25 protein-coding genes are annotated in these 20,758 nt (G+C 70.7%); 9 read left to right on the forward strand and 16 right to left on the reverse strand.

Annotated features, from left to right (window positions below):
• The first annotated feature begins 26 nt into the window (after positions 1-26).
• Genes ABT324_RS05235 through ABT324_RS05245 form a run of 3 tightly spaced genes read left to right on the forward strand, consistent with a single transcriptional unit; the run spans position 27 to position 3,611 of the window.
• A complete protein-coding gene (locus ABT324_RS05235) occupies positions 27-2,285 on the forward strand; it encodes a xanthine dehydrogenase family protein molybdopterin-binding subunit (RefSeq protein ID WP_351171934.1) in 2,259 nt (752 codons plus the stop codon).
• 34 nt (positions 2,286-2,319) lie between these two features.
• Positions 2,320-2,793, forward strand: coding sequence for a (2Fe-2S)-binding protein (locus ABT324_RS05240; RefSeq protein ID WP_351171937.1), 474 nt, complete (start codon positions 2,320-2,322; stop codon positions 2,791-2,793).
• A complete protein-coding gene (locus ABT324_RS05245) occupies positions 2,790-3,611 on the forward strand; it encodes an FAD binding domain-containing protein (protein WP_351171940.1) in 822 nt (273 codons plus the stop codon). The genes ABT324_RS05240 and ABT324_RS05245 overlap by 4 nt, the downstream gene beginning before the upstream one ends.
• 203 nt (positions 3,612-3,814) lie before the next feature.
• Here the strand turns inward: ABT324_RS05245 and ABT324_RS05250 are convergent, their stop codons facing one another.
• The 3 genes from ABT324_RS05250 to ABT324_RS05260 all read right to left on the reverse strand — a co-directional run bounded on the left by ABT324_RS05250 (position 3,815) and on the right by ABT324_RS05260 (position 5,098).
• Positions 3,815-4,147 (reverse strand): hypothetical protein, encoded by a 333-nt coding sequence (locus tag ABT324_RS05250; RefSeq protein ID WP_351171943.1) that lies wholly within the window; start codon positions 4,145-4,147, stop codon positions 3,815-3,817.
• Between the two features lie 118 nt (positions 4,148-4,265).
• Entirely contained in the window at positions 4,266-4,640 is a 375-nt protein-coding gene (locus tag ABT324_RS05255; protein ID WP_351171946.1) for an amidohydrolase family protein, read from the reverse strand.
• 104 nt (positions 4,641-4,744) lie between these two features.
• Positions 4,745-5,098 carry a PhnD/SsuA/transferrin family substrate-binding protein gene (locus ABT324_RS05260; protein ID WP_351171949.1) on the reverse strand — a complete coding sequence of 118 codons (354 nt, stop codon included), beginning with the start codon at positions 5,096-5,098 and terminating at the stop codon, positions 4,745-4,747.
• Between the two features lie 360 nt (positions 5,099-5,458).
• On the opposite strand from ABT324_RS05260, the gene ABT324_RS05265 reads away from it, so the two are divergent.
• Both ABT324_RS05265 and ABT324_RS05270 read left to right on the forward strand, forming a co-directional pair.
• Complete coding sequence (locus ABT324_RS05265) at positions 5,459-6,667, forward strand: cytochrome P450 family protein (protein WP_351171952.1); 1,209 nt, start codon at positions 5,459-5,461, stop codon at positions 6,665-6,667.
• A 583-nt stretch (positions 6,668-7,250) separates the two neighbouring features.
• Positions 7,251-8,135, forward strand: a complete 885-nt coding sequence (locus tag ABT324_RS05270) for a DUF72 domain-containing protein (RefSeq protein ID WP_351171955.1) — start codon at positions 7,251-7,253, stop codon at positions 8,133-8,135.
• On the opposite strand, the gene ABT324_RS05275 is transcribed toward ABT324_RS05270, so the two are convergent.
• The 4 genes from ABT324_RS05275 to ABT324_RS05290 form a co-directional block, all read right to left on the reverse strand.
• On the reverse strand, positions 8,109-9,134 hold the full coding sequence (locus tag ABT324_RS05275; RefSeq protein WP_351171958.1) for a hypothetical protein: 1,026 nt from the start codon (positions 9,132-9,134) through the stop codon (positions 8,109-8,111). The two genes, ABT324_RS05270 and ABT324_RS05275, sit on opposite strands and share 27 nt — an antisense overlap.
• Before the next feature lie 97 nt (positions 9,135-9,231).
• A complete protein-coding gene (locus ABT324_RS05280) occupies positions 9,232-9,912 on the reverse strand; it encodes a protein phosphatase 2C domain-containing protein (RefSeq protein ID WP_351171961.1) in 681 nt (226 codons plus the stop codon).
• Positions 9,913-9,953: 41 nt separating this feature from the next.
• Positions 9,954-10,400 carry a MarR family winged helix-turn-helix transcriptional regulator gene (locus tag ABT324_RS05285; protein ID WP_351171964.1) on the reverse strand — a complete coding sequence of 149 codons (447 nt, stop codon included), beginning with the start codon at positions 10,398-10,400 and terminating at the stop codon, positions 9,954-9,956.
• A gap of 48 nt (positions 10,401-10,448) precedes the next feature.
• On the reverse strand, positions 10,449-10,871 hold the full coding sequence (locus ABT324_RS05290) for a MerR family transcriptional regulator (protein ID WP_351171967.1): 423 nt from the start codon (positions 10,869-10,871) through the stop codon (positions 10,449-10,451).
• Between the two features lie 55 nt (positions 10,872-10,926).
• Here ABT324_RS05290 and ABT324_RS05295 point away from each other — a divergent pair, with 55 nt between their 5' ends.
• Entirely contained in the window at positions 10,927-11,886 is a 960-nt protein-coding gene (locus ABT324_RS05295) for an SDR family NAD(P)-dependent oxidoreductase (protein ID WP_351171970.1), read from the forward strand.
• A 4-nt stretch (positions 11,887-11,890) separates the two neighbouring features.
• Here the strand turns inward: ABT324_RS05295 and ABT324_RS05300 are convergent, their stop codons facing one another.
• From ABT324_RS05300 to ABT324_RS05310, 3 genes are all read right to left on the reverse strand, one after another.
• Entirely contained in the window at positions 11,891-12,265 is a 375-nt protein-coding gene (locus ABT324_RS05300) for a hypothetical protein (RefSeq protein WP_351171973.1), read from the reverse strand.
• 45 nt (positions 12,266-12,310) lie between these two features.
• Positions 12,311-12,739 (reverse strand): hypothetical protein, encoded by a 429-nt coding sequence (locus tag ABT324_RS05305; protein ID WP_502949698.1) that lies wholly within the window; start codon positions 12,737-12,739, stop codon positions 12,311-12,313.
• 110 nt (positions 12,740-12,849) lie between these two features.
• On the reverse strand, positions 12,850-13,092 hold the full coding sequence (locus ABT324_RS05310; RefSeq protein ID WP_351171975.1) for a hypothetical protein: 243 nt from the start codon (positions 13,090-13,092) through the stop codon (positions 12,850-12,852).
• A 149-nt stretch (positions 13,093-13,241) separates the two neighbouring features.
• On the opposite strand from ABT324_RS05310, the gene ABT324_RS05315 reads away from it, so the two are divergent.
• Positions 13,242-14,156 (forward strand): AurF N-oxygenase family protein, encoded by a 915-nt coding sequence (locus ABT324_RS05315; RefSeq protein WP_351171978.1) that lies wholly within the window; start codon positions 13,242-13,244, stop codon positions 14,154-14,156.
• Positions 14,157-14,284: 128 nt separating this feature from the next.
• Positions 14,285-15,727 (forward strand): FAD-dependent oxidoreductase, encoded by a 1,443-nt coding sequence (locus tag ABT324_RS05320; protein WP_351171981.1) that lies wholly within the window; start codon positions 14,285-14,287, stop codon positions 15,725-15,727.
• A gap of 2 nt (positions 15,728-15,729) precedes the next feature.
• On the opposite strand, the gene ABT324_RS05325 is transcribed toward ABT324_RS05320, so the two are convergent.
• The 6 genes from ABT324_RS05325 to ABT324_RS05350 form a co-directional block, all read right to left on the reverse strand.
• Entirely contained in the window at positions 15,730-16,062 is a 333-nt protein-coding gene (locus ABT324_RS05325) for a glyoxalase superfamily protein (RefSeq protein ID WP_351171984.1), read from the reverse strand.
• 8 nt (positions 16,063-16,070) lie between these two features.
• Positions 16,071-16,571 carry a uridine kinase family protein gene (locus tag ABT324_RS05330; RefSeq protein ID WP_351171987.1) on the reverse strand — a complete coding sequence of 167 codons (501 nt, stop codon included), beginning with the start codon at positions 16,569-16,571 and terminating at the stop codon, positions 16,071-16,073.
• Between the two features lie 195 nt (positions 16,572-16,766).
• Entirely contained in the window at positions 16,767-16,895 is a 129-nt protein-coding gene (locus ABT324_RS05335) for a hypothetical protein (RefSeq protein ID WP_351171990.1), read from the reverse strand.
• A gap of 81 nt (positions 16,896-16,976) precedes the next feature.
• Positions 16,977-17,534 (reverse strand): DUF305 domain-containing protein, encoded by a 558-nt coding sequence (locus tag ABT324_RS05340; protein ID WP_351171993.1) that lies wholly within the window; start codon positions 17,532-17,534, stop codon positions 16,977-16,979.
• A 56-nt stretch (positions 17,535-17,590) separates the two neighbouring features.
• Positions 17,591-18,961 (reverse strand): LVIVD repeat-containing protein, encoded by a 1,371-nt coding sequence (locus ABT324_RS05345; protein WP_351171996.1) that lies wholly within the window; start codon positions 18,959-18,961, stop codon positions 17,591-17,593.
• Between the two features lie 184 nt (positions 18,962-19,145).
• On the reverse strand, positions 19,146-19,733 hold the full coding sequence (locus ABT324_RS05350; RefSeq protein ID WP_351171998.1) for a TetR/AcrR family transcriptional regulator: 588 nt from the start codon (positions 19,731-19,733) through the stop codon (positions 19,146-19,148).
• Positions 19,734-19,856: 123 nt separating this feature from the next.
• On the opposite strand from ABT324_RS05350, the gene ABT324_RS05355 reads away from it, so the two are divergent.
• Positions 19,857-20,618, forward strand: coding sequence for an SDR family NAD(P)-dependent oxidoreductase (locus tag ABT324_RS05355; protein ID WP_351172001.1), 762 nt, complete (start codon positions 19,857-19,859; stop codon positions 20,616-20,618).
• Positions 20,619-20,758: the final 140 nt, after the last annotated feature.

Below are 20,758 nucleotides of genomic sequence, written 5' to 3' on the forward strand. Positions count from 1 at the left end.
TGATCGTCTGCGACTGCGAGGCAGCATTGAGCATTCTCGGCACCCGGGTCGAACGCCGTGAAGACCCGCGCCTTCTCACCGCCGGCGGGACCTACGTCGACGACCTGCGCGAGCCCGAGCTGAACGGGGCGCTGCACGTGACCTTCGTGCGCAGCCCGCTGGCGCACGCCAGGATCACCGAGATCGACACCGAGGAGGCCCGCGCGCTGCCGGGCGTGGTCGGCGTGTTCACCGGTGCGGACGTCGACCTCCCGGCGTTCCCGCCGGACAGCGGCATCAGCGGCCCACCCCCGGCGGCGATGGAGCGGCCGCACCTGGCCCGCGACGTGGTGCGCTACGTCGGGGAACCGGTGGCCGCGGTGGTCACCGAAACCCGCGCCCAGGGCGAGGACGCCGCCGAGGCGGTGTCCGTCGACTACGACCCGCTGGACGCCGTGGTCGACGTCGACGACGCGCTGCGCGACGAGGTCCTGCTGTTCCCCGAGGCCGGTACCAACGTCACCGGCACCAGCGGGGAGCTGGACGACTCGCTGTTCGACGACTGCGAAGTGGTGGTGCGCGAGCAGGTCGAGAACCAGCGGGTGGCCGCCGCGCCGCTGGAGGTGCGCACCGCGGCCTGCGCCTGGAGCGGCGAGAAGGTCACCCTGTGGCTGTCCAACCAGAACGCGCAGAGCTGCCGCGACGCGCTGATGGCCAACCTCGGGCTGCCGCGCGAGCAGGTCCGGGTGATCACCCCCGACGTGGGCGGCGGGTTCGGCGCCAAGATCGGTGTCGAGCAGGAGGCCGCGCTGCTGGCGTTCCTGGCCAAGCGCGTCGAGCGCCCGGTCAAGTGGGTGGAGAACCGCAGCGAGAACCTGGTCGCGATGACCCACGGCCGCGCGCAGCGGCACGTGGTGACCATCGGCGGTCGCCGCGACGGGACGGTGCAGGCCTACCAGCTCGACATCGTGCAGGACGTCGGCGCCTACCCGCGGATGGGCGCCTTCCTGCCGCTGTTCACCCGGTTCATGGTCAGCGGCGTCTACGACATCCCGCAGGTGCGCTCGCGGGCCCGCGCGGTGGTCACCAACACCACCCCGATCGGCGCCTACCGCGGCGCGGGACGGCCGGAGGCGACCGCGGCGGTCGAGCGGGCGGTGGACCTGTTCGCCGCCGAGATCGGCATGGACCCGGCCGAGGTCCGGCGGCGCAACCTGGTGCGGCCCGAGCAGTTCCCGTACAAGACGCCGGGCGGGATGACCTACGACACCGGCGAGTACGTCAAGGGCCTGGACGCGGTGCTGGAAGCCGCCGACTACCAGGCGCTGCGCGCGGAGCAGGCCAAGCGCCGGGCCGAGGGCAGCACCCGCCAGCTCGGCATCGGGCTGGCCAGCTACGTGGAGATCACCGCGCCGAACAACACCGAGGGCGAGACCGGGCACGTGGAGATCCGCCCGGACGGCAGCGTCCTGGTGCTCACCGGCAGCTCCCCGCACGGGCAGGGCCACTGGACCTCCTACGCGATGCTGGTGTCCGACCAGCTGGGCATCGACCTGGACAAGATCGAGGTCGTGCACGGCGACACCGACCTGATCCCCGAAGGCGTGGGCACCATGGGCTCGCGGTCGCTGCAGCTCGGCGGGTCGGCGGTGCACCGGGCCGCGGTGGACGTCAAGGACAAGGCGCGCAAGCTGGCCGCCGAGCTGATCGAGATCGACGAGGCCGACCTGGAGCTCGCCGAGGGCAGGTGGCAGGTTCGCGGCACGCCCAACGTCGCGCTGTCCTGGGCGGAGCTGGCAGCCAAGGCCGAGGACGGGCTGGCCGCCGACGTGCACTTCACCGAGGACCGGCCGACCTTCCCGTTCGGCTCGCACCTCGCGGTGGTCGAAGTGGACACCGAGACGGGCAAGGTGGACTACCTCCGGCACGTGACGGTCGACGACGCGGGCGTGATCATCAACCCCGTGCTCACCGAGGGCCAGCGCCACGGCGGCATCGCCCAGGGCGCGGCGCAGGCGCTGCTGGAGGAGGTCACCTACGACGCCGACGGCAACCCGCAGAACGCCAACCTCGCCGACTACGCCTTCATCACCGCCGCCGAGCTGCCCAGCTTCGAGCTGCTCACGATGGAAACCCCGACGACGCTCAACCCGTTGGGCGTGAAGGGGATCGGCGAAGCGGGCACCATTGGTTCGACCCCCGCGGTGCAGAACGCGGTGGTGGACGCGGTGGCCCACCTCGGCGTCCGGCACATCGACATGCCGACCACACCCGAACGGGTGTGGCGCGCGATCAACGAGGCATGACCCCGACCCGCGACAGGTTCTGAGGAGTTCGTTCGTGCAAGTTTCGATCAACGTCAACGGCGAGCAGCGCAGCCACGAGGTCGAGGACCGCACCCTGCTCGTGCACTACCTGCGGGACGACTGCGGGCTGACCGGCACCAACATCGGGTGCGACACCACCTCCTGCGGCGCGTGCACGGTGCTGCTCGACGGCGAGTCGGTCAAGTCGTGCACCGTGCTGGCCGCGCAGGCCGACGGGCACGAGGTGACCACCATCGAGGGCCTCGCCGACGGCGAGGAGCTGCACCCGGTGCAGCGCGCCTTCCAGCAGAAGCACGGCCTGCAGTGCGGGTTCTGCACCCCGGGCATGGTGATGGCCTCGGTGTCGCTGGTCGAGGAGAACCCGAACCCGACCGAAGCCGAGGTGCGCGCCGGGCTGGAGGGCAACCTCTGCCGCTGCACCGGCTACCACAACATCGTCGAAGCCGTGCTGAGCGCGGCGGCGGAGAAGCAGGGGGCCGCGGAATGATCCCTGCCGCGTTCACCTACCGGAAGGCCGGTTCCGTCGAGGAGGCGCTGAGCCTGCTCGCCGAGCACGGCGACGACGCGAAGCTGCTGGCCGGTGGGCACTCGCTGCTGCCGCTGATGAAGCTGCGGCTGTCGGTGCCGGAGGTGCTGATCGACCTCGGCGGCCTGCGCGAGCTGTCCTACGTGCGCGAGGACGGCGACGAGGTCCGCATCGGCGCGCTGACCCGGCACCACGACCTGGAGCACTCCGAGCTGCTGCAGCGGGAGGTCCCGCTGCTGGCGCACGCGGCAGGCACCATCGGCGACCCTCAGGTCCGCCACCGCGGCACCATCGGCGGCTCGCTGGTGCACGGCGACCCGGCCTCGGACCTGCCCGCGGTGGCGCTGGCGCTGGACGCGGTGCTGGTCGCGCAGGGTCCGTCCGGCACCCGGGAGATCCCGGCGACGGAGTTCTTCACCGACTTCTTCGAGACGGCGCTCGGCGAGGACGAGCTGCTGGTCGAGATCCGGGTGACGAAGAACCCGCGGCAGGGCTGGGACTTCCAGAAGTTCACCAAGCGGGCGATCGACTGGGCGGTGGTCGGCGTGGCCGTCGCGGGCGACCGCGTCGCGCTGGTGAACATGGGCCCGGCGCCGATGCGGGCGCGCGGCGTCGAGGAGGCCTTGGCGAGCGGTGCGAGCCCGGCCGAAGCCGCGGAGCGGGCGGCGGAGGGCACCTCGCCGCCGGACCAGGCGAGCGCCAGCGCGGACTACCGCAAGCACCTGGCGGAGGTCCTGGTGCGCAGAGCGCTGGAGGCCGCCGCGGCCCGCAGCGCATGACGGGACGAGGGCACCCGCGACCTCGTCGCGGGTGCCCTCGCGGTTCCCCCTCCAGCACCTTCCCCCGCGATTTCAATGGGAATCAGACGTCCGAACCCCACTGGAGTCGCGTTGGCCGCGCCGCGGTGCTGCGCACATCCCCGGGAGTGGCGGCGAGGTCCGCCCTCGCCCCGCCGCCGTCGAGCCCGATGTTCGCGCTGGTGTCAGGCCGGGTTGTCCGACGCGTGGGTGACGAGCAGGGTCACGCCCGCCTCCCCACCGCAGTCGACCAGCACGGGCCCCACCCCGTTGCCGACCGTCCCGCGGAGCTTCGCCCTGGCCTCGAAGCGCTCCGGCCCGGACTCGATGATCTCGACGTCCTCCAGCACCGGCCGCCCGTCGACACCGCTGACGACGGCCCGCAGCCCGGTACCACCGCCGCAGTGCCCGGTGATCGTCACCTCCTGCCCCCGCTCGGTCGTCGGGTTGGGCGTCACCTGCACCGTGGCAGGGGCACCCCGTGGCACCGAGGCACCGCTGCCCTGCGTGAAAGCCACGCATTCTCCTTCTCGTGGTGAATTCGGATCGCGTCGACCGCCGCTCGGCTGCCGACACCGACCAGTCTTCGCGACCAGGGTGCGGCGGGGTATCAGGGTTTTTCCCGGAAGCCCCTGATCAACTCCTGCGACTCGTTTCGCGCGCGGTCTTGTGCTGGAACACCGTCGTGACCGCGGCCGCGGTCAACTTGCCCTTCATCGACAGCAGCGCGAAGTCCCACGGCAGCACGGCCGAGGGGCGCGGCGCGCGTTCCCGCTCCAGCGCGTCGCTGTGCACGTCGATCAGCCCGGGGATGCACAGCAACCCGCCACCGTCGACATCGCAGGACGCACCGGCCGGGTGGTCCTCGACGGCCTCGATCCGCCCGCCGCGCACCACGATCCGGCTGTCGTCGGTGACCCGGTCCGACAGCATCGCACGCACGTGCCCCAGCACGTAGTCCTGCGGAATGGCACCCAAGGTCCAGGTCCTGATCCCGACAGCGCTGCTCATGCCGCGACCACCCCCGCACCACACACCCTCGTGAGCGCGAAACGGGGCTGGAACACTGTTACGCACTCACGACCCCCACACACCCTCGTGAGCGCCAAACAGGGCTAGAACACTGTTACGCACTCACGACCCCCTGGACTCACGCCGCCAGCACCTCCTCGGCCTTGCGGAGCGGGTGATCCGGCCGTCGGCCATCCCCACGACCCGGGTCGCCAGGCGCCGGACACCTGCGCACCGCGGAAGTCCTCGATGCGCTGGATCGGCGAATCCGCCCGCACCAGCCCGTAGGCCCGGTAGCCGGGCGCGGTGCCCGGTGCCTCGACCTGCGCGCCGACCGGCGTGATCCGCACCCCGCTGTTGCGCGCCACCACGTAGGACAGCGGCCCGTACATGGCGACGTCGATCTTGCCGGTGCGCTGGCCCTCGATGACCGCGGCGTAGTCGGTGGCCTTCTCCACCCGATTCGCTTGCCGGTCTCCTGCTCCAGCATGTCGACCAGCGGCTCGAACTCCTGCTCCAGGCTGGTGGCGTCCTCCGTCGGGATGGAGGCGAACACCAGCTCGTCCGGGTTGCGCGCCCCGCCCTGGTCGCTGGCGGCGCTCGGGCCGCAGGCGGTGAGCTCGAGCGGCAGCACCGCGCAGGCGAGGACGGCCAGCAGCCGCCGGGAAACGTTGCACATGCAGGTCCTCCGATCGCGAAGTTGCGCGGTCAGCGTGCGGAGGACAGGTGGAGCAGCCCTCGGCTGCGGGTTACGCGCGGTGGAACGCTGCGGGACGGTCTGGCGCACCTGCCCCACAACTCGGGTAGGTTGCCGGGACGTGATCGAGATCGACTCCGCCTTCGTCACCGAACCGCGCGCCACCTACGCCCGCCTCCGCGAGCAGGGCCCGGTACACCGCGCCACCGCCCCCGACGGCACGTCGATCTGGCTGGTCACGCGCTACGCCGACGTCCGGGCGGCGCTGGCCGACCCCCGGCTGTCGCTGGACAAGGCGCACTCCACCGGCGGCTACCGGGGCTTCTCGCTGCCACCCGCGCTGGACGCGAACCTGCTGAACATGGACGCCCCGGAGCACACCAGGCTGCGGCGGATCATCGGCAAGGCCTTCGCCCCGCGCCGCATCGAACCGCTGCGCCCCCGCGTCCAGCAGCTCGCCGACGCCCTGTTGGACGAGCTCGCCGACGAGGTCGACCTGATGCCCGCCTACTGTGGACCGCTGCCGATCGCGGTGATCTGCGAGCTGCTCGGCGTCGGCGAAGCCGACCGCCCGGACTTCCGCGCCTGGACCGACGGCATGCTCGCCCCGGAGTCCCCCGAGCAGGCCCGCGACTCCCTCACCGCCCTGCACCGCTACCTGCTCGACCTGATCGCGGCGAAGCGCGCCAACCCCGGCCCGGACTTGCTGAGCACGCTGGTCGAGCTGCGCGACGAGGCGGACCGGCTGACCGAGGACGAGCTGACCTCGGCGGCGTTCCTGGTGCTGTTCGCCGGGTACGAGAACACGGTGAACCTGCTGGGCAACGGCCTGGTCGCGCTGCTGACCAACCCGGCGGCCCTGGCCCGCGCCCGCCAAGGGGTCACACCGACCACTGTGGACGAACTGCTGCGCTTCGACCCGCCTCCCCAGCTGGCCATCCGCCGGTTCCCGAAGCAGGACGTGGTGCTTGGCGGCGCAACCATCCCGGCGGGCGAAACCGTCCTGCTGTCCCTGGTCTCGGCGCACCACGACACCGACCGCTACCCGAACCCGGAACTCCTGGACCTCGACCGCGCGGACAACCCGCACCTGGCCTTCGGCCACGGCCCGCACTACTGCCTCGGCGCGGCCCTGGCCCGCATGGAGGCAGAGGTCGGCCTGAACACGCTCCTCACCCGCTTCCCGAACCTCGCCCTGGCAGTCCCAGAACCCGAGCTCCAGTGGCGCAACTCCTTCCGGAACCGAGGCCTCCGAACCCTCCCAGTCACCCTCCACCCCCAAACCCTCGCCGAACCCGAATCCCCCACCCACAACCACAGTTCCCACTGAACCTGCACCCCGCCCCCATGACGAACCGCAGTTTCAATTGAAACTGCGCCCCACAGCCACGCCAGATCGCAGTTTCAATTGAAACTGCGGTTCCCCAGGGCCCACTGCAAGATGCCTCCACGGCACGAGGAGCTGCGGTTCTGCTCGAAAGCTGCACGTCTCTGCGCGTCGGGACCCCGGCACACCGGGACCGCGCCGGGGGCGCCTCGAGCTCCGTTGAAATCAGACGTCCAAATTCCATTGAGGTGATCTCACCGGGCCCGCACAGGCGAGTCGCCAGATGATTCACAGTTTCAACTGAAACTGTAACCCCGGGTGAGTGCCGAAACCGCTTCCACCGACACCCCGCGCCGATCACAGGCGTTGATCAAGGGCGCCTTCGCCGACCGAGCCGGTGAAGGGCGCCTTCACTTCGGGCGCGCAAGAGTGGTGAGGCGTCGGCGGAGGGGCGTGGGACGGTTACAGTCTCAACTGAAACTGTGCACCACCGGTGTGTCGGGCGCCCGACACACCGGGGATGCGTCGGGGCGCTTACTGAGATCACCTCATTGAAGTCGCGTGCCACGGCGGGTACCCCGGGGACGTGACGGGCACTCGATCGACTCCGCACCGGGTCCGGATCGGCACCTCCGGCTGGGTCTACGGGCCGTGGCACGGCCCGTTCTACCCGCGCGACCTGCGCCGCGGCGGCGAGCTGGAGTACCTGTCCAACCGCCTCGGCTCGGCCGAGATCAACGCGTCGTTCTATTCCCTGCAGCGCCCTGAGCACTACCGCCGCTGGGCCGAGCAAACCCCGGACGGCTTCCTGTTCGCGGTCAAGGGCAGCAGGTTCATCACCCACATGAAGAAGCTCCGCGACGCGGGAACCCCGCTGGCAAACTTCTTCGCCAGCGGGCTCCTGGCCCTCGGCCCCAAGCTCGGCCCGCTGCTCTGGCAGCTCCCGCCGTCGCTGCCCTACGACGCCGACCGCCTGGAGGAGTTCTTCGGCCTCCTCCCCCGCAGCACGGCCGCAGCAGCTGACCTGGCCGCCAGGCACGACGAGCGCCTGGCGGGCCGTGCCCTCACCGAGGCCGACGCCGACCGGCCGCTCCGCCACGCGCTGGAGGTCCGCCACCCCAGCTTCGCCGCCCCGGAACCGGTGGAGCTGCTCCGAGCCCACGACATCGGCCTGGTGGTGGCGGACGCGGCGGGCGACTGGCCGCACCTCGAAGACGTCACCAGCGATTTCGTCTACCTCCGCTTCCACGGCGCGGAGGAGCTCTACGCGAGCGGCTACACCGAGGAGGACCTGGACCACTGGGCGCACCTGATCCGCGAATGGAACGAGGGCAAGTCCCCGACAACCCCGCACACGGTCGCGCCACCAGCCCCGAAGGTGCAGGGCCGCGACGTCTACGCCTACTTCGACAACGACATCAAGGCCCACGCCCCAGAAGACGCCCTAGCCCTCACCAAGCGCTGCACTTGAACCGGGCAGCTCCTGCCGGTCGCCGAAGCGGTCGCGCACGACCTGCGCCAGCTCGCGGTGCCCGTGCGCGGCCAACACCTCCGCCAACCGGTGGCTGAGCGCCGCCCGCTCGTCACCGCTGGCCAGCCGTTCGATGGCGGCGAAGACGTGTTGCTCGGCCCCGACCTCGAAGTCCTCCACGACGAACGAGTGCACCGGGTGGATCCAGTTCGGCTCGTCGCTGTCCGGGTCCGGCACCCGCCGGTCGTGCGCGGCGGCGGTGAGCTTGCGCAGGTTGCTGATCTGCCGCACAGCCTCGTCCAGGTCCCCGTCCTCGCGGCGCGAGAGCCACCACACCAGCGCGCTGCCCGGCGATTTCAGCACGTCGTCGGCGAAGTACGCCCGCTTGTTCCGCTCGTGCGCCCGCTTGCGCTCCCAGACCTCTTCCTCCTTGCGCGCGGCGGCCAGCTGCCGCAACCGCTCCGCATCCGCCTCCGCCAGCACCAGTCGAACGTCGCTGGCCCAGGCGACCACGTGGCCGGACTTGTCCGAGCGCGGTGTGCCGAGTAGGGCGTTCAGCCGGTGCTGCGCGAGTTCGCCGTCCTCGGGCGAGGTCTCGGCCACCAGCTCCCCGGCTTGCTCCAGGACCAGGTCCACCGCCAGACCGGCCGGATTGGCGTGCGGCAGCCCCGGCGCGTCGGGTTTGCTGTACCAGAAGACCTTGGCGGAGAAGGAGAAGCGGTACTCCGGGTGCGCGCTGCGCAGTGGCGTCCTGGCCACCGGGTGCTCGGTCGGCTGCGGCGGAGCGGGTTGCTCGACCGGCGCCTCCTCCGGCGGGGCGGGCTTGCGCCCCACCCGCCCCAACAGCCACCAGCTGACCGCCCAGGGCCCGACGATCGTCAGGACCACCAACGCGATCCACAGCCAGGCGGGCCAGCCGTAGCGCAACCCGAGCAGGACCCAGATCAGCGCCCCGAACACCGACAAGACCTTGACGACGGTGCGTTGATCCTGATTCATCGCACTCCCTCCGCACACCGGTCGACGCCACCTCATTGACTACCGGCTGCGCGGGGCCCTGCGAACGGTTCAGCCCGTTTTGCGCTCGAACAGAGCACTAGAACGACAGGTACACCGCGGTGGCGTCGTCGTGCTGCTTGCTGCGGTGGGGTTCGGGGCGTGCTGCTTCCGCTGCTCGGACCTGGGCGAGGAGTTCGGTCGGGCCTTCCTCCTCCAGCAGGTCCAGGAGGTCTGGCCAGGTTCCGAGGCCGAGCTCCTCCACGTAGCGGGAGGCCCCGTCGCTGAGCAGGGCCGCTCGGCGGACGTCGCGCAGCGTGCCCTGGAACGCTTCGTGGGCCGCTTCCGGCTTCGTGCTCGCCACCCAGAAGCCGCCGGGTTGGTTGCGCAGGTCGCGCACCGCTTCCTGGGTGTAGCTGGGCAGGTGGTCCAGGCGGTCGTCGACGACCGCGCCGGAGTCGAAGACGATCGGGCTGTCGGCGAGCACCAGGTACTCGACCTCGTCACCCGCGCGCAGGATGGACACCGTCGACGACGGGCTGGAGGGGTTCCGCAGGTCGCAGGTGTCCGCGTGGGCCGCGCAGGTCGCCGCGATCGCTTCGGCCAGCACGTCGGCGAGCGGTTGGTCCGACACCACGAGCCGAGCGGCGAGCTCGGCGCCGAGGCGGTGCACCAGCCACGCCACGTCGTGCGCGCAGCCGCTGTCCACATCGGACGGGGCGGTCGCGCCGTCCAGGACGAAGGCCCAGTCCGGGCCGACGGCGTGGTAGTCCTCGTTCACCCGGCCCGGCGTCGCCAGCGTCGCGCAGGTCGCCTGCACGGTCAGTGGCCCGGCAGCTGGTGCAGCGCGGTCACCAGCGGCGCCAGCTCCGGCACCTCGCAGGCTTCGGCGAGCGACTTCTCCAGCACCTCGTCGTGGGTGGGGCGCGCCTTCTCCAACAGCTCCCGGCCGGTGTCGGTGAGCTCGGTGTAGATGCCGCGCCGGTCGTCCTTGCACAGGACCCGGGTGAGCAGCTCCCGGTCTTCCAACCGGCTGACCAGCCGGGTGGTGGCGCTGCTGCTCAACGCGGTGGCGCGGGCGAGCTGCTGCATCCGCATGTGCCACCCGTCCTGGCGGCTCAGCGCGTCGAGCACGGTGTACTCGACGACGGACAACCCGCACTCGGCCTGCAGCGCCTTCTCCAGTGCGGTCTCGAGCCGCCCGTGCAGGGCCGCGAGCGTCCGCCAACCACGAGCCCGGATCTCCACGGCGTCGTCAGCGATCCCCATCGGCCACCTCCTACCGGCATCATACCAGCTCACGCAGTTATGAGGCGCCTACAACCACCCGGGGCTCGTCGGGTCCCACAACCCGCTGGCCGAGCCGCGGGCGAGGTGCTCGGCGTAGACGCCGACCTTCCACGCGATGAGCGAGCGGCAGTCCTCCAGCGCCTCGATCTGCGCTTCGACGCGCTGGCGGTGGTCGTCGAGCAACCGCAGCCGCTCCGCCTCGTTGCCGGGGCCGCGCCGCACCAGATCGGCGAACCGCTTGAGGTCGGCCAGCGGCATCCCGGACTCCCGGAGCTTGACGCAGATCTGCAGCCAGTCCACGTCGGAAGCGGTGTATCGGCGCCGCCCACCCGCGGTGCGGTGGACCGGCCCGACCAGCAGGCCTTCGCGCTCGTAGAAGCGCAGCGCGTGCACGCTGAGCCCGGTCCGCTCGGCCACGTCACCGATGCTCAAGGACTCGGCAGTCGTCATACCCGCCAGCCTAGGACTTGATCTAGAGCGTGCTCTAGCTCGTAGCTTCGGCGGCATGACTGATCAGCAGCCGCTCGGCTCCCCCTTCACCGCCGCCAGCACCGCCGAGGAGGTCGTGGCCGGGCTCGACCTCACCGGCAGGACGGCTGTCGTGACCGGCGGATACTCCGGGCTCGGCCTGGAGACCACCCGGAACCTGGCGGCCGCCGGTGCCCGGGTCATCGTCCCGGCACGCCGCCCGGACACCGCCCGCGCCGCCCTCGCGGACACCGCGGGCTGCGAGGTCGTCCCGCTGGACCTGACCGACCTCGGCAGCGTGCGCGCCGCCGCCGCGCTGATCCGCGAGTCCGTCGACCGGCTCGACCTCCTGATGGCCATCGCGGGTGTGATGGCCACCCCGGAGCGGCGCGTCGGCCCCGGCTGGGAGGGCCAGCTCGCCGCCAACCACTTCGGGCACTTCGCCCTCACCTGCGAGCTCTACCCGCTCCTGGCGGCCGGAGGTGCGCGCGTCGTCGTCAACAGCTCCGCCGGGCACACCCTGACCGGCATCCGCTGGCACGACCCGCACTTCCGCACCGGCTACGACAAGTGGCTGGCCTACGGCCAGGCCAAGACCGCGAACGCCCTGTTCGTGGTGCACCTGGACGCCCTCGGCCGTGGCGACGGCGTGCGGGCGTTCGCCCTGCACCCGGGCAAGATCATCACCGGTCTCCAGCGGGACATGACGCTCCAGGAGCAGGTCGACCGGGGCTGGGTGGACGAGCACGGCACCGTGGTCGGCGCCGACTTCAAAACGCCCTCCCAAGGCGCCGCCACCGGCCTGTGGGCAGCAACCTCCCCGCTCCTGGCCGACCGCGGCGGCCTCTACCTCGAAGACTGCGAAGTCGCCCGCACCTCCACCCCCGACCAACCGATGGACGAGGGCGGCGTGCGCGAGCACGCCACCAACCCCGACTCGGCCGCCCGCCTCTGGGGCGTGACCCTCGCAGCAACCGGGGCCACACCCCTGCCCTGAAGGATCAGGCGCTTCCGCCCAGGCGGTGGAAGCCGACGAGGTGCGGTGTGAACTTCGTCTCCGGGCGCAGTCCGGAGCGCACGCGGTCGTCCGGATCGCCGAAGACCTCGAAGTCCTGGACGACGCAGTGCTCCATCACGCCCTGGATGTAGGGGTCGGCGAGCTCCCAGTGGCGCAGGACCGCGTCGGAGTCGGCGTAGAGCTGGAAGCTGGTGCACTCCATGCGGTCCTCGTCGATGAAGACCTCCACCGCCAGCTGCGGCCCGTGCTCGGTGGCGAAGTCCAGCGCCTTGCCGATCGCGGCCTTGTACTCCTCGAGGTGGCCGTCGGTGATCCGCATGGTGTTCCGGAACAGGATCGGCGCGTTCGTGCTCGTCATGCGCCCATCCTGAAACCTCCACCAATGTGGAGGTCAACACCTCCGTCAGTGGTCGTCGTCGCGGAAGAACATCTCCTCGAGGTGGTCGGCTGTTTCGGCGACGAAGTTCAGCGGGTCGGTGAACTCGTTGATGTCCAGGTTCAGCAGCGGGACCGAGTGGCGGAGCAGGACGTGCTCGCCGACGATCACCGCGCCGCACACCACCGAGACCTGGCCCAGCTCCCACAGCAGCTTCTGCAGGTCCACCTCCGCCGCGCGGCCGATCACTGAGACGACCTGGACCCAGTCCTCGCGGCCGTCGAGCTCCTCGCGGCAGATGATGACGATCTGGCTGCGGTCGTCCTCGTACTCGACGAGCACCCGGATCTCGTCGTCGCTGTCCTCGATGATGCGGTACTCGGTCTCGGTCTCCAGGTCCTCGGCCACGGCGTACTCGGCCCGGACGAACGCGGCGAGATCTTCCCAGGTCGCCAACGCAACCTCCCCAGTCGCAAAGCGCGCTCCCGCGCGATTTCCGCCCGCGATCGTGCCACGGCTCCCGGTGGCGCGGGGCCGTTTTCCGCCCATGCGGTGACGGCGGCGGATCAGACCCGGGCGAACAGGACGTAAGCCTCCACGCAGCCCTTGTCGTTGGCGGCGGTGGAGAAGTGCTCAACCCGCCAGCCGGCCGCCTCGATCGCCTCGATCCGCTCCGCCCACGGGTCGACCGCGTCGTCCTTGCCGCTGCTCAGCGCGATCAACCGCGCCACGAACCTGACCCGCCCCTTGGCGCGGGCCTCGACCGCCATCTCGACCAGCTCGGCCGCGCTGTTCTTGAAGAGCCCCATGCCGACATCCAACCAGTCCCCGCCACCCCACCGAACTTGCCAATGGCCATTGACACGATCGCTGATGTCATCGATCCTGGGAGCCGTTACTTCGAGTAACACCTACCCACCGGGTGGGGATGCCGTCGTCACCCCGCAGGGAGCACCCCATGACCAGCACCACCAAGGACGAGCCGACCCCGCAGCAGGAGGACCGCCACGAGATGGCGGACCGGCTGCTCCGCTCCTCGGAGACCCTGTCCTACGACCCGATCAAGGAAGTGGACTGGGAAACCCCGCTCGACACCGACTACCACGGCACCAGTCCCGAGTGGAGCACGCTGTACGGGACCGCGTACTGGGCGGAGATGACGCCGGAGCAGCAGCGCGAGCTGACCCGCCAGGAGGCGGCGTCGGTGGCCAGCACCGGCATCTGGTTCGAAATGATCCTGCAGCAGATGGTGCTGCGGGACTTCTACGCCAAGGACCCGACCGACCCGGCCTTCCAGTGGGCGCTGACCGAGATCGCCGACGAGTGCCGCCACTCCATCATGTTCGCCCGCGGCGCCGCCAAGCTGCGCGCCCCCGCCTACCGGCCGCCCCGCCCGGTGGTGGAGCTGGGCCGCATCTTCAAGACGGTCGCCTCCGGCGAGGCCGCCTACGCCGCGATCCTGGTCGCCGAGGAGGTCCTCGACGTCATGCAGCGCGACTGGATGCGCGACGAGCGGGTGGTGCCGTTCGTGCGGACGGTGAACAACATCCACGTCGTGGAGGAGTCGCGGCACATGAAGTTCGCCCGCGAGGAGACCAAGGCCCGGCTCGCGGGGGCGGGCTGGTTGCGGCGGCAGGCCCAGGCCGTGGTGGTCGCCGGGGCGTCCTACTTCATCGTCACCAGCATGTGGAACAAGAAGGTGTACGAGAACGCGGGTCTGGACGTCAAGCGCGCCGTCCGCGAAGCCAAGGCCAACGAGCACCACAAGTCCATGCTGCGGTCCAGCTGCGCGGGCCTGATGGAGTTCCTCAACTCGGCCGGGCTGCTCACCAAGGCCTCGCACTGGTTCTACAAGCGCGCCAACCTGATCTGACCTCGCGTGGTCGCGCGGACCTCAGGCGTCGCCCGGCATCCCGCCAGCGGGGTTGCCCCGCCGGGCGGCGCCTGAACCCGCAGCAGCGCGTGCGGTGCGCGCTGCATCCCGAAAGGACTCCCGACCCCATGCCGTACGCGATCACCCAGACCTGCTGCAACGACGCGACCTGCGTGAAGGTCTGCCCGGTCAACTGCATCCACCCCACCCCGGACGAACCGGACTTCGGGACCACCGAGATGCTGCACATCGACCCGGCCACCTGCATCGACTGCGGCGCGTGCGCCGACGCGTGCCCGGTGGAGGCGATCTTCCCGGTGGAGCGGTTGACCAAGCAGCTGCGGCCGTACGCCGAGGTCAACGCCGCTTACTTCGCGGACCGCAGCCCGCAGCAGCCCGATCCGGCGCCGAACTTCCACCGCTGGGCTCCGCCGGTGTTCCACCGCAACATCCCCAGCGACTTCGCGCCGCTGGACGTCGCGGTGGTCGGCACCGGCCCGGCGGGCATGTACGCGGTGGAGGACCTGCTGCTGCACACCAACTCCCGCGTCACGCTGATCGACCGGCTGCCGGTCGCCGGTGGCCTGGTGCGCTACGGGGTCGCACCGGACCACCCGTCCACGAAGAAGATCGGCGAGACCTTCAGCCGCTTCCACAGCCACCCGCGGTTGCGCATGCGGCTGGGCGTCGAGGTCGGCAAGGACGTCAGCACCGACGAGCTCGCGGCCAAGCACGACGCGGTGATCTACGCCGTCGGCGCCTCCGCCGCCCGCAGCCTCGGCATCCCCGGCGAGGACCTTCCCGGCAGCGTCCCGGCGACCGAGGTGGTGGCCTGGTACAACGGCCACCCCGACGTCCCGGCCGAGGCCCTGGACCTCGCCGCGGAGCGGGTCGTGGTCGTCGGCAACGGCAACGTCGCGCTCGACGTGGCCCGCATCCTCACCTCCGACCCGGAGGCCCTGGCGGGCACCGCGATCTCCCCCGCCGCCCTGGCGCAGCTGCGCTCCAGCAAGGTTCGCGAAGTGGTGCTGCTGGCCCGCCGCGGACCGGACGCGGCCGCCTGCACCTCGCCCGAACTGCTCGCCCTGACCCAGCGCGACGACGTCGACCTGGTCGTGGACGACCACGACCCGCAGGTCGCGGCGACCATCGAGTCCGCCGACCGTGGCGGGAAAGCGGCCCTGTTCCAGGGAATCCGGCGCGAAGCCATCGACTGGTCCGCGCCCCCGCAGCACGGCGGGCGCCGCATCGTGCTCCGCTTCAACTCCGCCCCGCTGGAAGTCCTCGGCGACACGCAGGTCCGCGCGCTGCGGGTCACCGGCGACGTGGAGATCGCCGCGGGACGGGTGGTCCGCGCGGTCGGCTACCGGGGCACCGAGCTCCCCGGCCTGCCCTTCGACGCCGAGACCGGGACCGTCCCGCACGAGGGCGGCCGGGTCCGGCCGGGCACCTACGTGGTCGGCTGGATCAAGCGCGGACCGTCGGGCGGCATCGGCGCGAACCGGACCTGCGCGCAGGAAACCGTCGGCGCCCTGCTGGAGGACGCGGTCGCCGGCCGGTTGGCGAGGTGAGGTCAGTCTGCGGGCGTGCCGATCCGCAGCCGGTTCCCGTCCGGGTCGCGGAGCTCGACCTCCCGCGCCCAGGGCGCCTCCACCACTGTCGCGGAGAACTCCGCAGCAACCGCGTCGACATCGCGAACGCGCAGGTAGACGAGGGTGTCCGGGCGGGCGTCGCCGCTGTGCTCGGACAGGAACAACCGCACCCGCCCGCGCGCGACCTCGACGAACGCGGGGAATCCGGGCTCGAACCGGTGCACCTGCTGCGTGGCGAACCCCAGCCGCTGGTACCAGGTCGCGGCCGTCTCGGCATCCGCCACGTGCAAGATCGGGATGACTTCCTCGTCCACCGCGCCCCTCACAGACCTGCCGGGGGCCAGGTGACCGAGCCCCACCCGTCTAGCCGCACGTCCGCCCGGCGCGCCGTGTCCTCAGCCTGGTAGACGGCGCGCTCGGCGGCCATCCACGCGCGCAGGTGGTGCTCCGCGTCCGCGCCGTCACGCGCCAACGTGCGCTTCAGCCGCTCTTCGTCCGGGGCCTCGACCCACACCAGCAGCGTGCTCAGGTCGTCGAACCGCCGTGCTCCCGCACCGCAACCCTCGACGACCAGGTGCTCAGCACGTGGAACGTCGTGCCACTCGGCGTACTCGCCCGCGTACCAGTCGTAGCGCTGGTAGCGGCCGTCCCGCCCGGCGGCCAGCGGCTCGAGCACCTGCTGGCCGAGCCGGTCCACCCCGGTGAGCATCCCGTCCCACCCGTCGTAGAGGTCGTCCATGTGCACGACCTGCGCGGTCAACGCCCCGGCGAGCTGCTCGGCCAACGACGTCTTGCCTGACCCCGACGGCCCATCGATGATCACCAACCGCGTCCCACCGAGCCGCGGCGCCGCCCCCGCCCACCGAACGAGCCCACGCAGCACCTCAGGCCCAACGCTCACCGAGCACACCCACTCCGCACAACCACCTCACCACTGGACCAACAACCCCCACCATTCTCCGCCCCCACCCCCCACCAGGTCGTGAGTGCGAAACGGTGTTGGAACACTGTTACGCACTCACGACCCCCACCGGAGCCAGGTTCGGCGGTGGGGGTGGTGGCAGAGGACGTCGGTGTTGTCGAGGTGATGGACTGCTTCCCGGTAGAACCGCTCGGCGAGTTCCAGCCCGGGGACGAAGTCAGCCACGTCGAGCATGGTCGCGCAAGCACTGCGGGGGCGACGAGCGGATTACGCCCGGGCCGTCGGGGACGGCCCGGGCTCACCGGGTCACTGGGACTGCATGTCCCGCATGATCGCGAGTTGGGCCTTCTGGGAGGACATCATGTCCTGGGCCATCTGGTTCAACTCCTGGTCGCTGCCGTGCAGGATCACGTCCTGCAGCATCCGGACCGCGCCCTCGTGGTGCGGGATCATCAGGTCCAGGTACATCCGGTCGAAGTCGGGCCCGGACAGCGTCGCGAGCTGCTCCATCTCCTCCCGGGTGGCCATACCCATGTGCTCGATCATCTCCGGCATGCCGAGCATGTGCTCGTACGCCGCCGGCGCGTCGGTGACCGGCAGAGCGTTGCGCCCCTGCCAGCCCTGCATCATCTTGATCTCCAAGCCCTGCTCGGTGTGGATGCGGTCCGCCAGCGACTTCAGCGCGGGGTCCGCCGCGCGGTCCGGGGCCAGCTCGGACATCAGGATCGCCTGGTAGTGGTGCGGGATCATCATGGCGGTGAACTCGGCGTCGACGTCGTCAGCCGACTGCGCCACCGCGGTCCCCGCCCCGAACAAGCCCGCCAGCAGCACCACCAGCAGTGCGAGCTTCCGTGCGAACATCATCTGCCGTCCCTTCCGAACGGCCGGGCGCCGGGCCCGGAGGCCCGGCGACAGGCGGATCATTCGGGGTACGCGTACTGCGTCTGCGGGTTGAGGATGTCGAGCTGGACCTTCGCGGCCTCGTCCATGCCCGGGCCGGTCACCTCCATGACGTCCAAGCCGCGCGTGATGTCGCTGGAGTAGACGTAGCCGTTGTAGTAGTACGCCGACCAGGAACCACCCATGACCAGGGTGTTCTCGTCCACCGGGCCGCGGTCGAAGTAGCCGATCTCGGCCGGTGCCGTGGTGTCGCTGAAGTCGAAGAACGACACCCCGCCCTGGTACCAGGACTGCACGTAGACGTTGCGGCCCGGAATCGGGATCAGGTTCCCGTTGTGCGCCACGCAGTTCTCGGTGTCGGCCTGGTTGCGCGGAATCTTGTAGTAGCTCTGGAACTCCAGCCCGCGGTCGGCGGTGATGTTGTAGACCGCGTTCGCGCCGTGCGTCGGCCCGACCTCGTCGTTGCAGGTCGGCGCGCCGCCGCCACCCAGCTCGTCGGTGAACAGCACGCTCTTGCCGTCGTTGGTGAACGTCGCCGAGTGGTAGAACGCGAAGTTCGGGTCCTGCACGGTGGCGACGACCTGCGGGGCCACCGGGTCGGAGATGTCCATCAGCACCCCGTCACCCATGCAGGCGCCACCGGCCAGGTCCAGGTCCGGGTACACCGTGATGTCGTGGCAGCCCGCGGTTCCCGCCGCGCCGCCGTCCGGGAACAGCACCGGTTCGGCGACCACCTCCGCGCCAGCCGGGTCGCCCGCGGGCACCCCGATGATGGAGATGGAGTCGTGCGGCGGCTGGCAGTTCGGGAACGCCGGGTCCGGGTTGTAGGACGACACGTAGATGAACACCTCACCGGGGTTCTTGCCCGGCACCATGGTGTTGGTGTGCGAACCGCAGGAGGTCTTGATGCCCTTGACGTAGCGCGGGTTCGCCCGGTCGCTGATGTCGAAGATCCGCACGCCCTCCCAGGCGTTGGGGTCCTCGTAGGAGCCCTCCTCGCTCTGGCAGGTGTCGTTGGTGCGCGCGTAGTCCACCGACAGGAACAGCAGGTTGCCGTCCGGGCTCACCGACACGTCGCCCTGCCCGCCCGGGCAGTGGGTCTGGGAAACCGTCTTCGGGTTCCGCGGGTTGGAGATGTCGTAGATGGTGAAGCCGTCGTAGGCGCCCTGGATCGCGTAGTCCTGGAAGAACGCGAGGTCGGTGTGGGTCGACTCGGCGAGCGGGCCCTGCCTTGGCACGTTGGCCACCGGCCGGACGTTGTCGCTGTGCTGCACGTCGTCGCCCGGTGGCCGGGCCCCGGCGGACGGCACCGCCAACGCGAGTCCCGCCACCGCGGTGGCCACGCCGAGCACGAGCGGCCTGCGGAACCGCCGCCCACGTAACTCCAGCATTCGGTCAACCTCCCTGAACACACCGGGTGAACCGGAAACCCGGGATTTCGGCGGAGATCGTGACACGCCGGGGACCGAACCAACAGGGAGCGCTGCGCGGGTTACGCACAACGCCCACCCCCGACGAGCAACTGCCGCAACGCGCGCTCCCCCGAGTGGACCAGTCCCCGGGCGCGGAGGGTGATCAGGGCCGCGTGATGCCCGCCAGCACGTAGCTGACGATCTTGCCGAGGTAGTCGTCGTCCGGCAGGTCCATGTTGAGCACCAGCCGGTGGTAGATCGGCCCGTAGAACTGGTCCAGCACCACGTCGAGGTCGACGTCGGCGACGACCTGCCCCTCCTGCTGGGCCCGGCGCATCCGCTGGTTGAACCGCTCGATGCGGGAATCCACCAGGAGTTCGCGGATCTGCCCGGCCAGGCCCGGGTCCTGGTGGCTCTCGATCAGCAGCAGGGCCCGCAGCGGGCGACCGCTGCGCGGGTCGTCGAAGAGCCGGACCACCTGGGACAGCTGGGCGTGCAGGTCAGCCGCGATGTCCCCGGTGTCGGGGAAGTCCGTGCTGGCGTCGGCGGCGTCGACCACCGCTTCCAGGATCACGGCCCCCTTGGACTGCCACCACCGGTAGATCGTCTTCTTGCTCACCCCGGCGCGAGCGGCGATTCCCTCGACCGTCACCGCTGGGTAGCCCTTCTCGGTGCACAGCTCCAGCGCGGCGTCCAGGATCGCCCGCCGGCTCTTCTCGTTTCGACGCTGCTCGTTCGGCGGGTTGACCATGGGAGCCACCCTATCAAAGACACGACACGTGCCGTGTTGACGAAGTGCACCCGCCTACTGCAGGATGCCGAGAGGAAACGACACGTGTCGTGTGCTCGACACGTCCGATCAGGAGGAAGAGCAGTGAACTCACGTCTGCAGTCGAAGGTCATCGTGGTGACCGGCGGAAACTCGGGGATGGGCAAGGCGGTCGCCGAGCGGTTGACCGCCGAGGGCGCCGCCGTGGTCCTCGCCGCGCGCCGGAAGGACCTGGGTGAGCAGGTCGCGGAGGACCTCCGCTCAGCAGGCGGCCGGGCGCTGTTCGTGCCGGCCGACGTCACCGTCGAGGACGACGTGGCCCGCGTGGTCGACGCGGCGGTCACCGAGTTCGGCCGGTTGGACGGCGCGTTCAACAACGTCGGTGGGATGAACGCGTTCGGACCGGTGCAGGACATCGACGCGGCCAGCTGGCACGCCGACATCGACGTCAACCTGACCAGCGTCTTCTACGGCCTGAAGTACCAGGTCCCGGCGATACTGGCGGCCGGGGGCGGCGCGATCGTCAACAACGCCTCCAACCTCGGCGTCACCGGCTTCGGCACGGTCTCCCCGTACGTGGCGGCCAAGCACGGCGTGGTCGGGCTGACCCGCGCCGCCGCCCTCGAAGGCGCCGCCCAGGGCCTGCGGGTGAACGCACTGGTCACCGGCGGCGTGGACACCCCGCTGTTCGCCCAGACCATGGGCGCGACCCCGGAGGGCCGGGCGCAGGTGGAGGACATGCTGCCGGTCAAGCGCATCTCGCAGCCAGCGGAGATCGCGGCGTTCACGGCGTTCCTGCTCAGCGACGAGTCGAAGTTCATCACCGGTGCGGCCCTGGCCATCGACGGCGGGATCACCGCCCAGTAGCACCCCGAGGAGCGTGGTGGCCCCGGCCGAAACCCGGGGCCACCACCCCCGTGCCCAGGGGTGCAGGTGGTCTCGTTCGACGTCGTCCAGCGGCAGCGCCCGGGACATCGAGTCGAGGAACCTCCTCGAAGACCCCGGCG

This window comes from Saccharopolyspora sp. NPDC000359, assembly GCF_040300525.1.
Classification (GTDB): domain Bacteria; phylum Actinomycetota; class Actinomycetes; order Mycobacteriales; family Pseudonocardiaceae; genus Saccharopolyspora.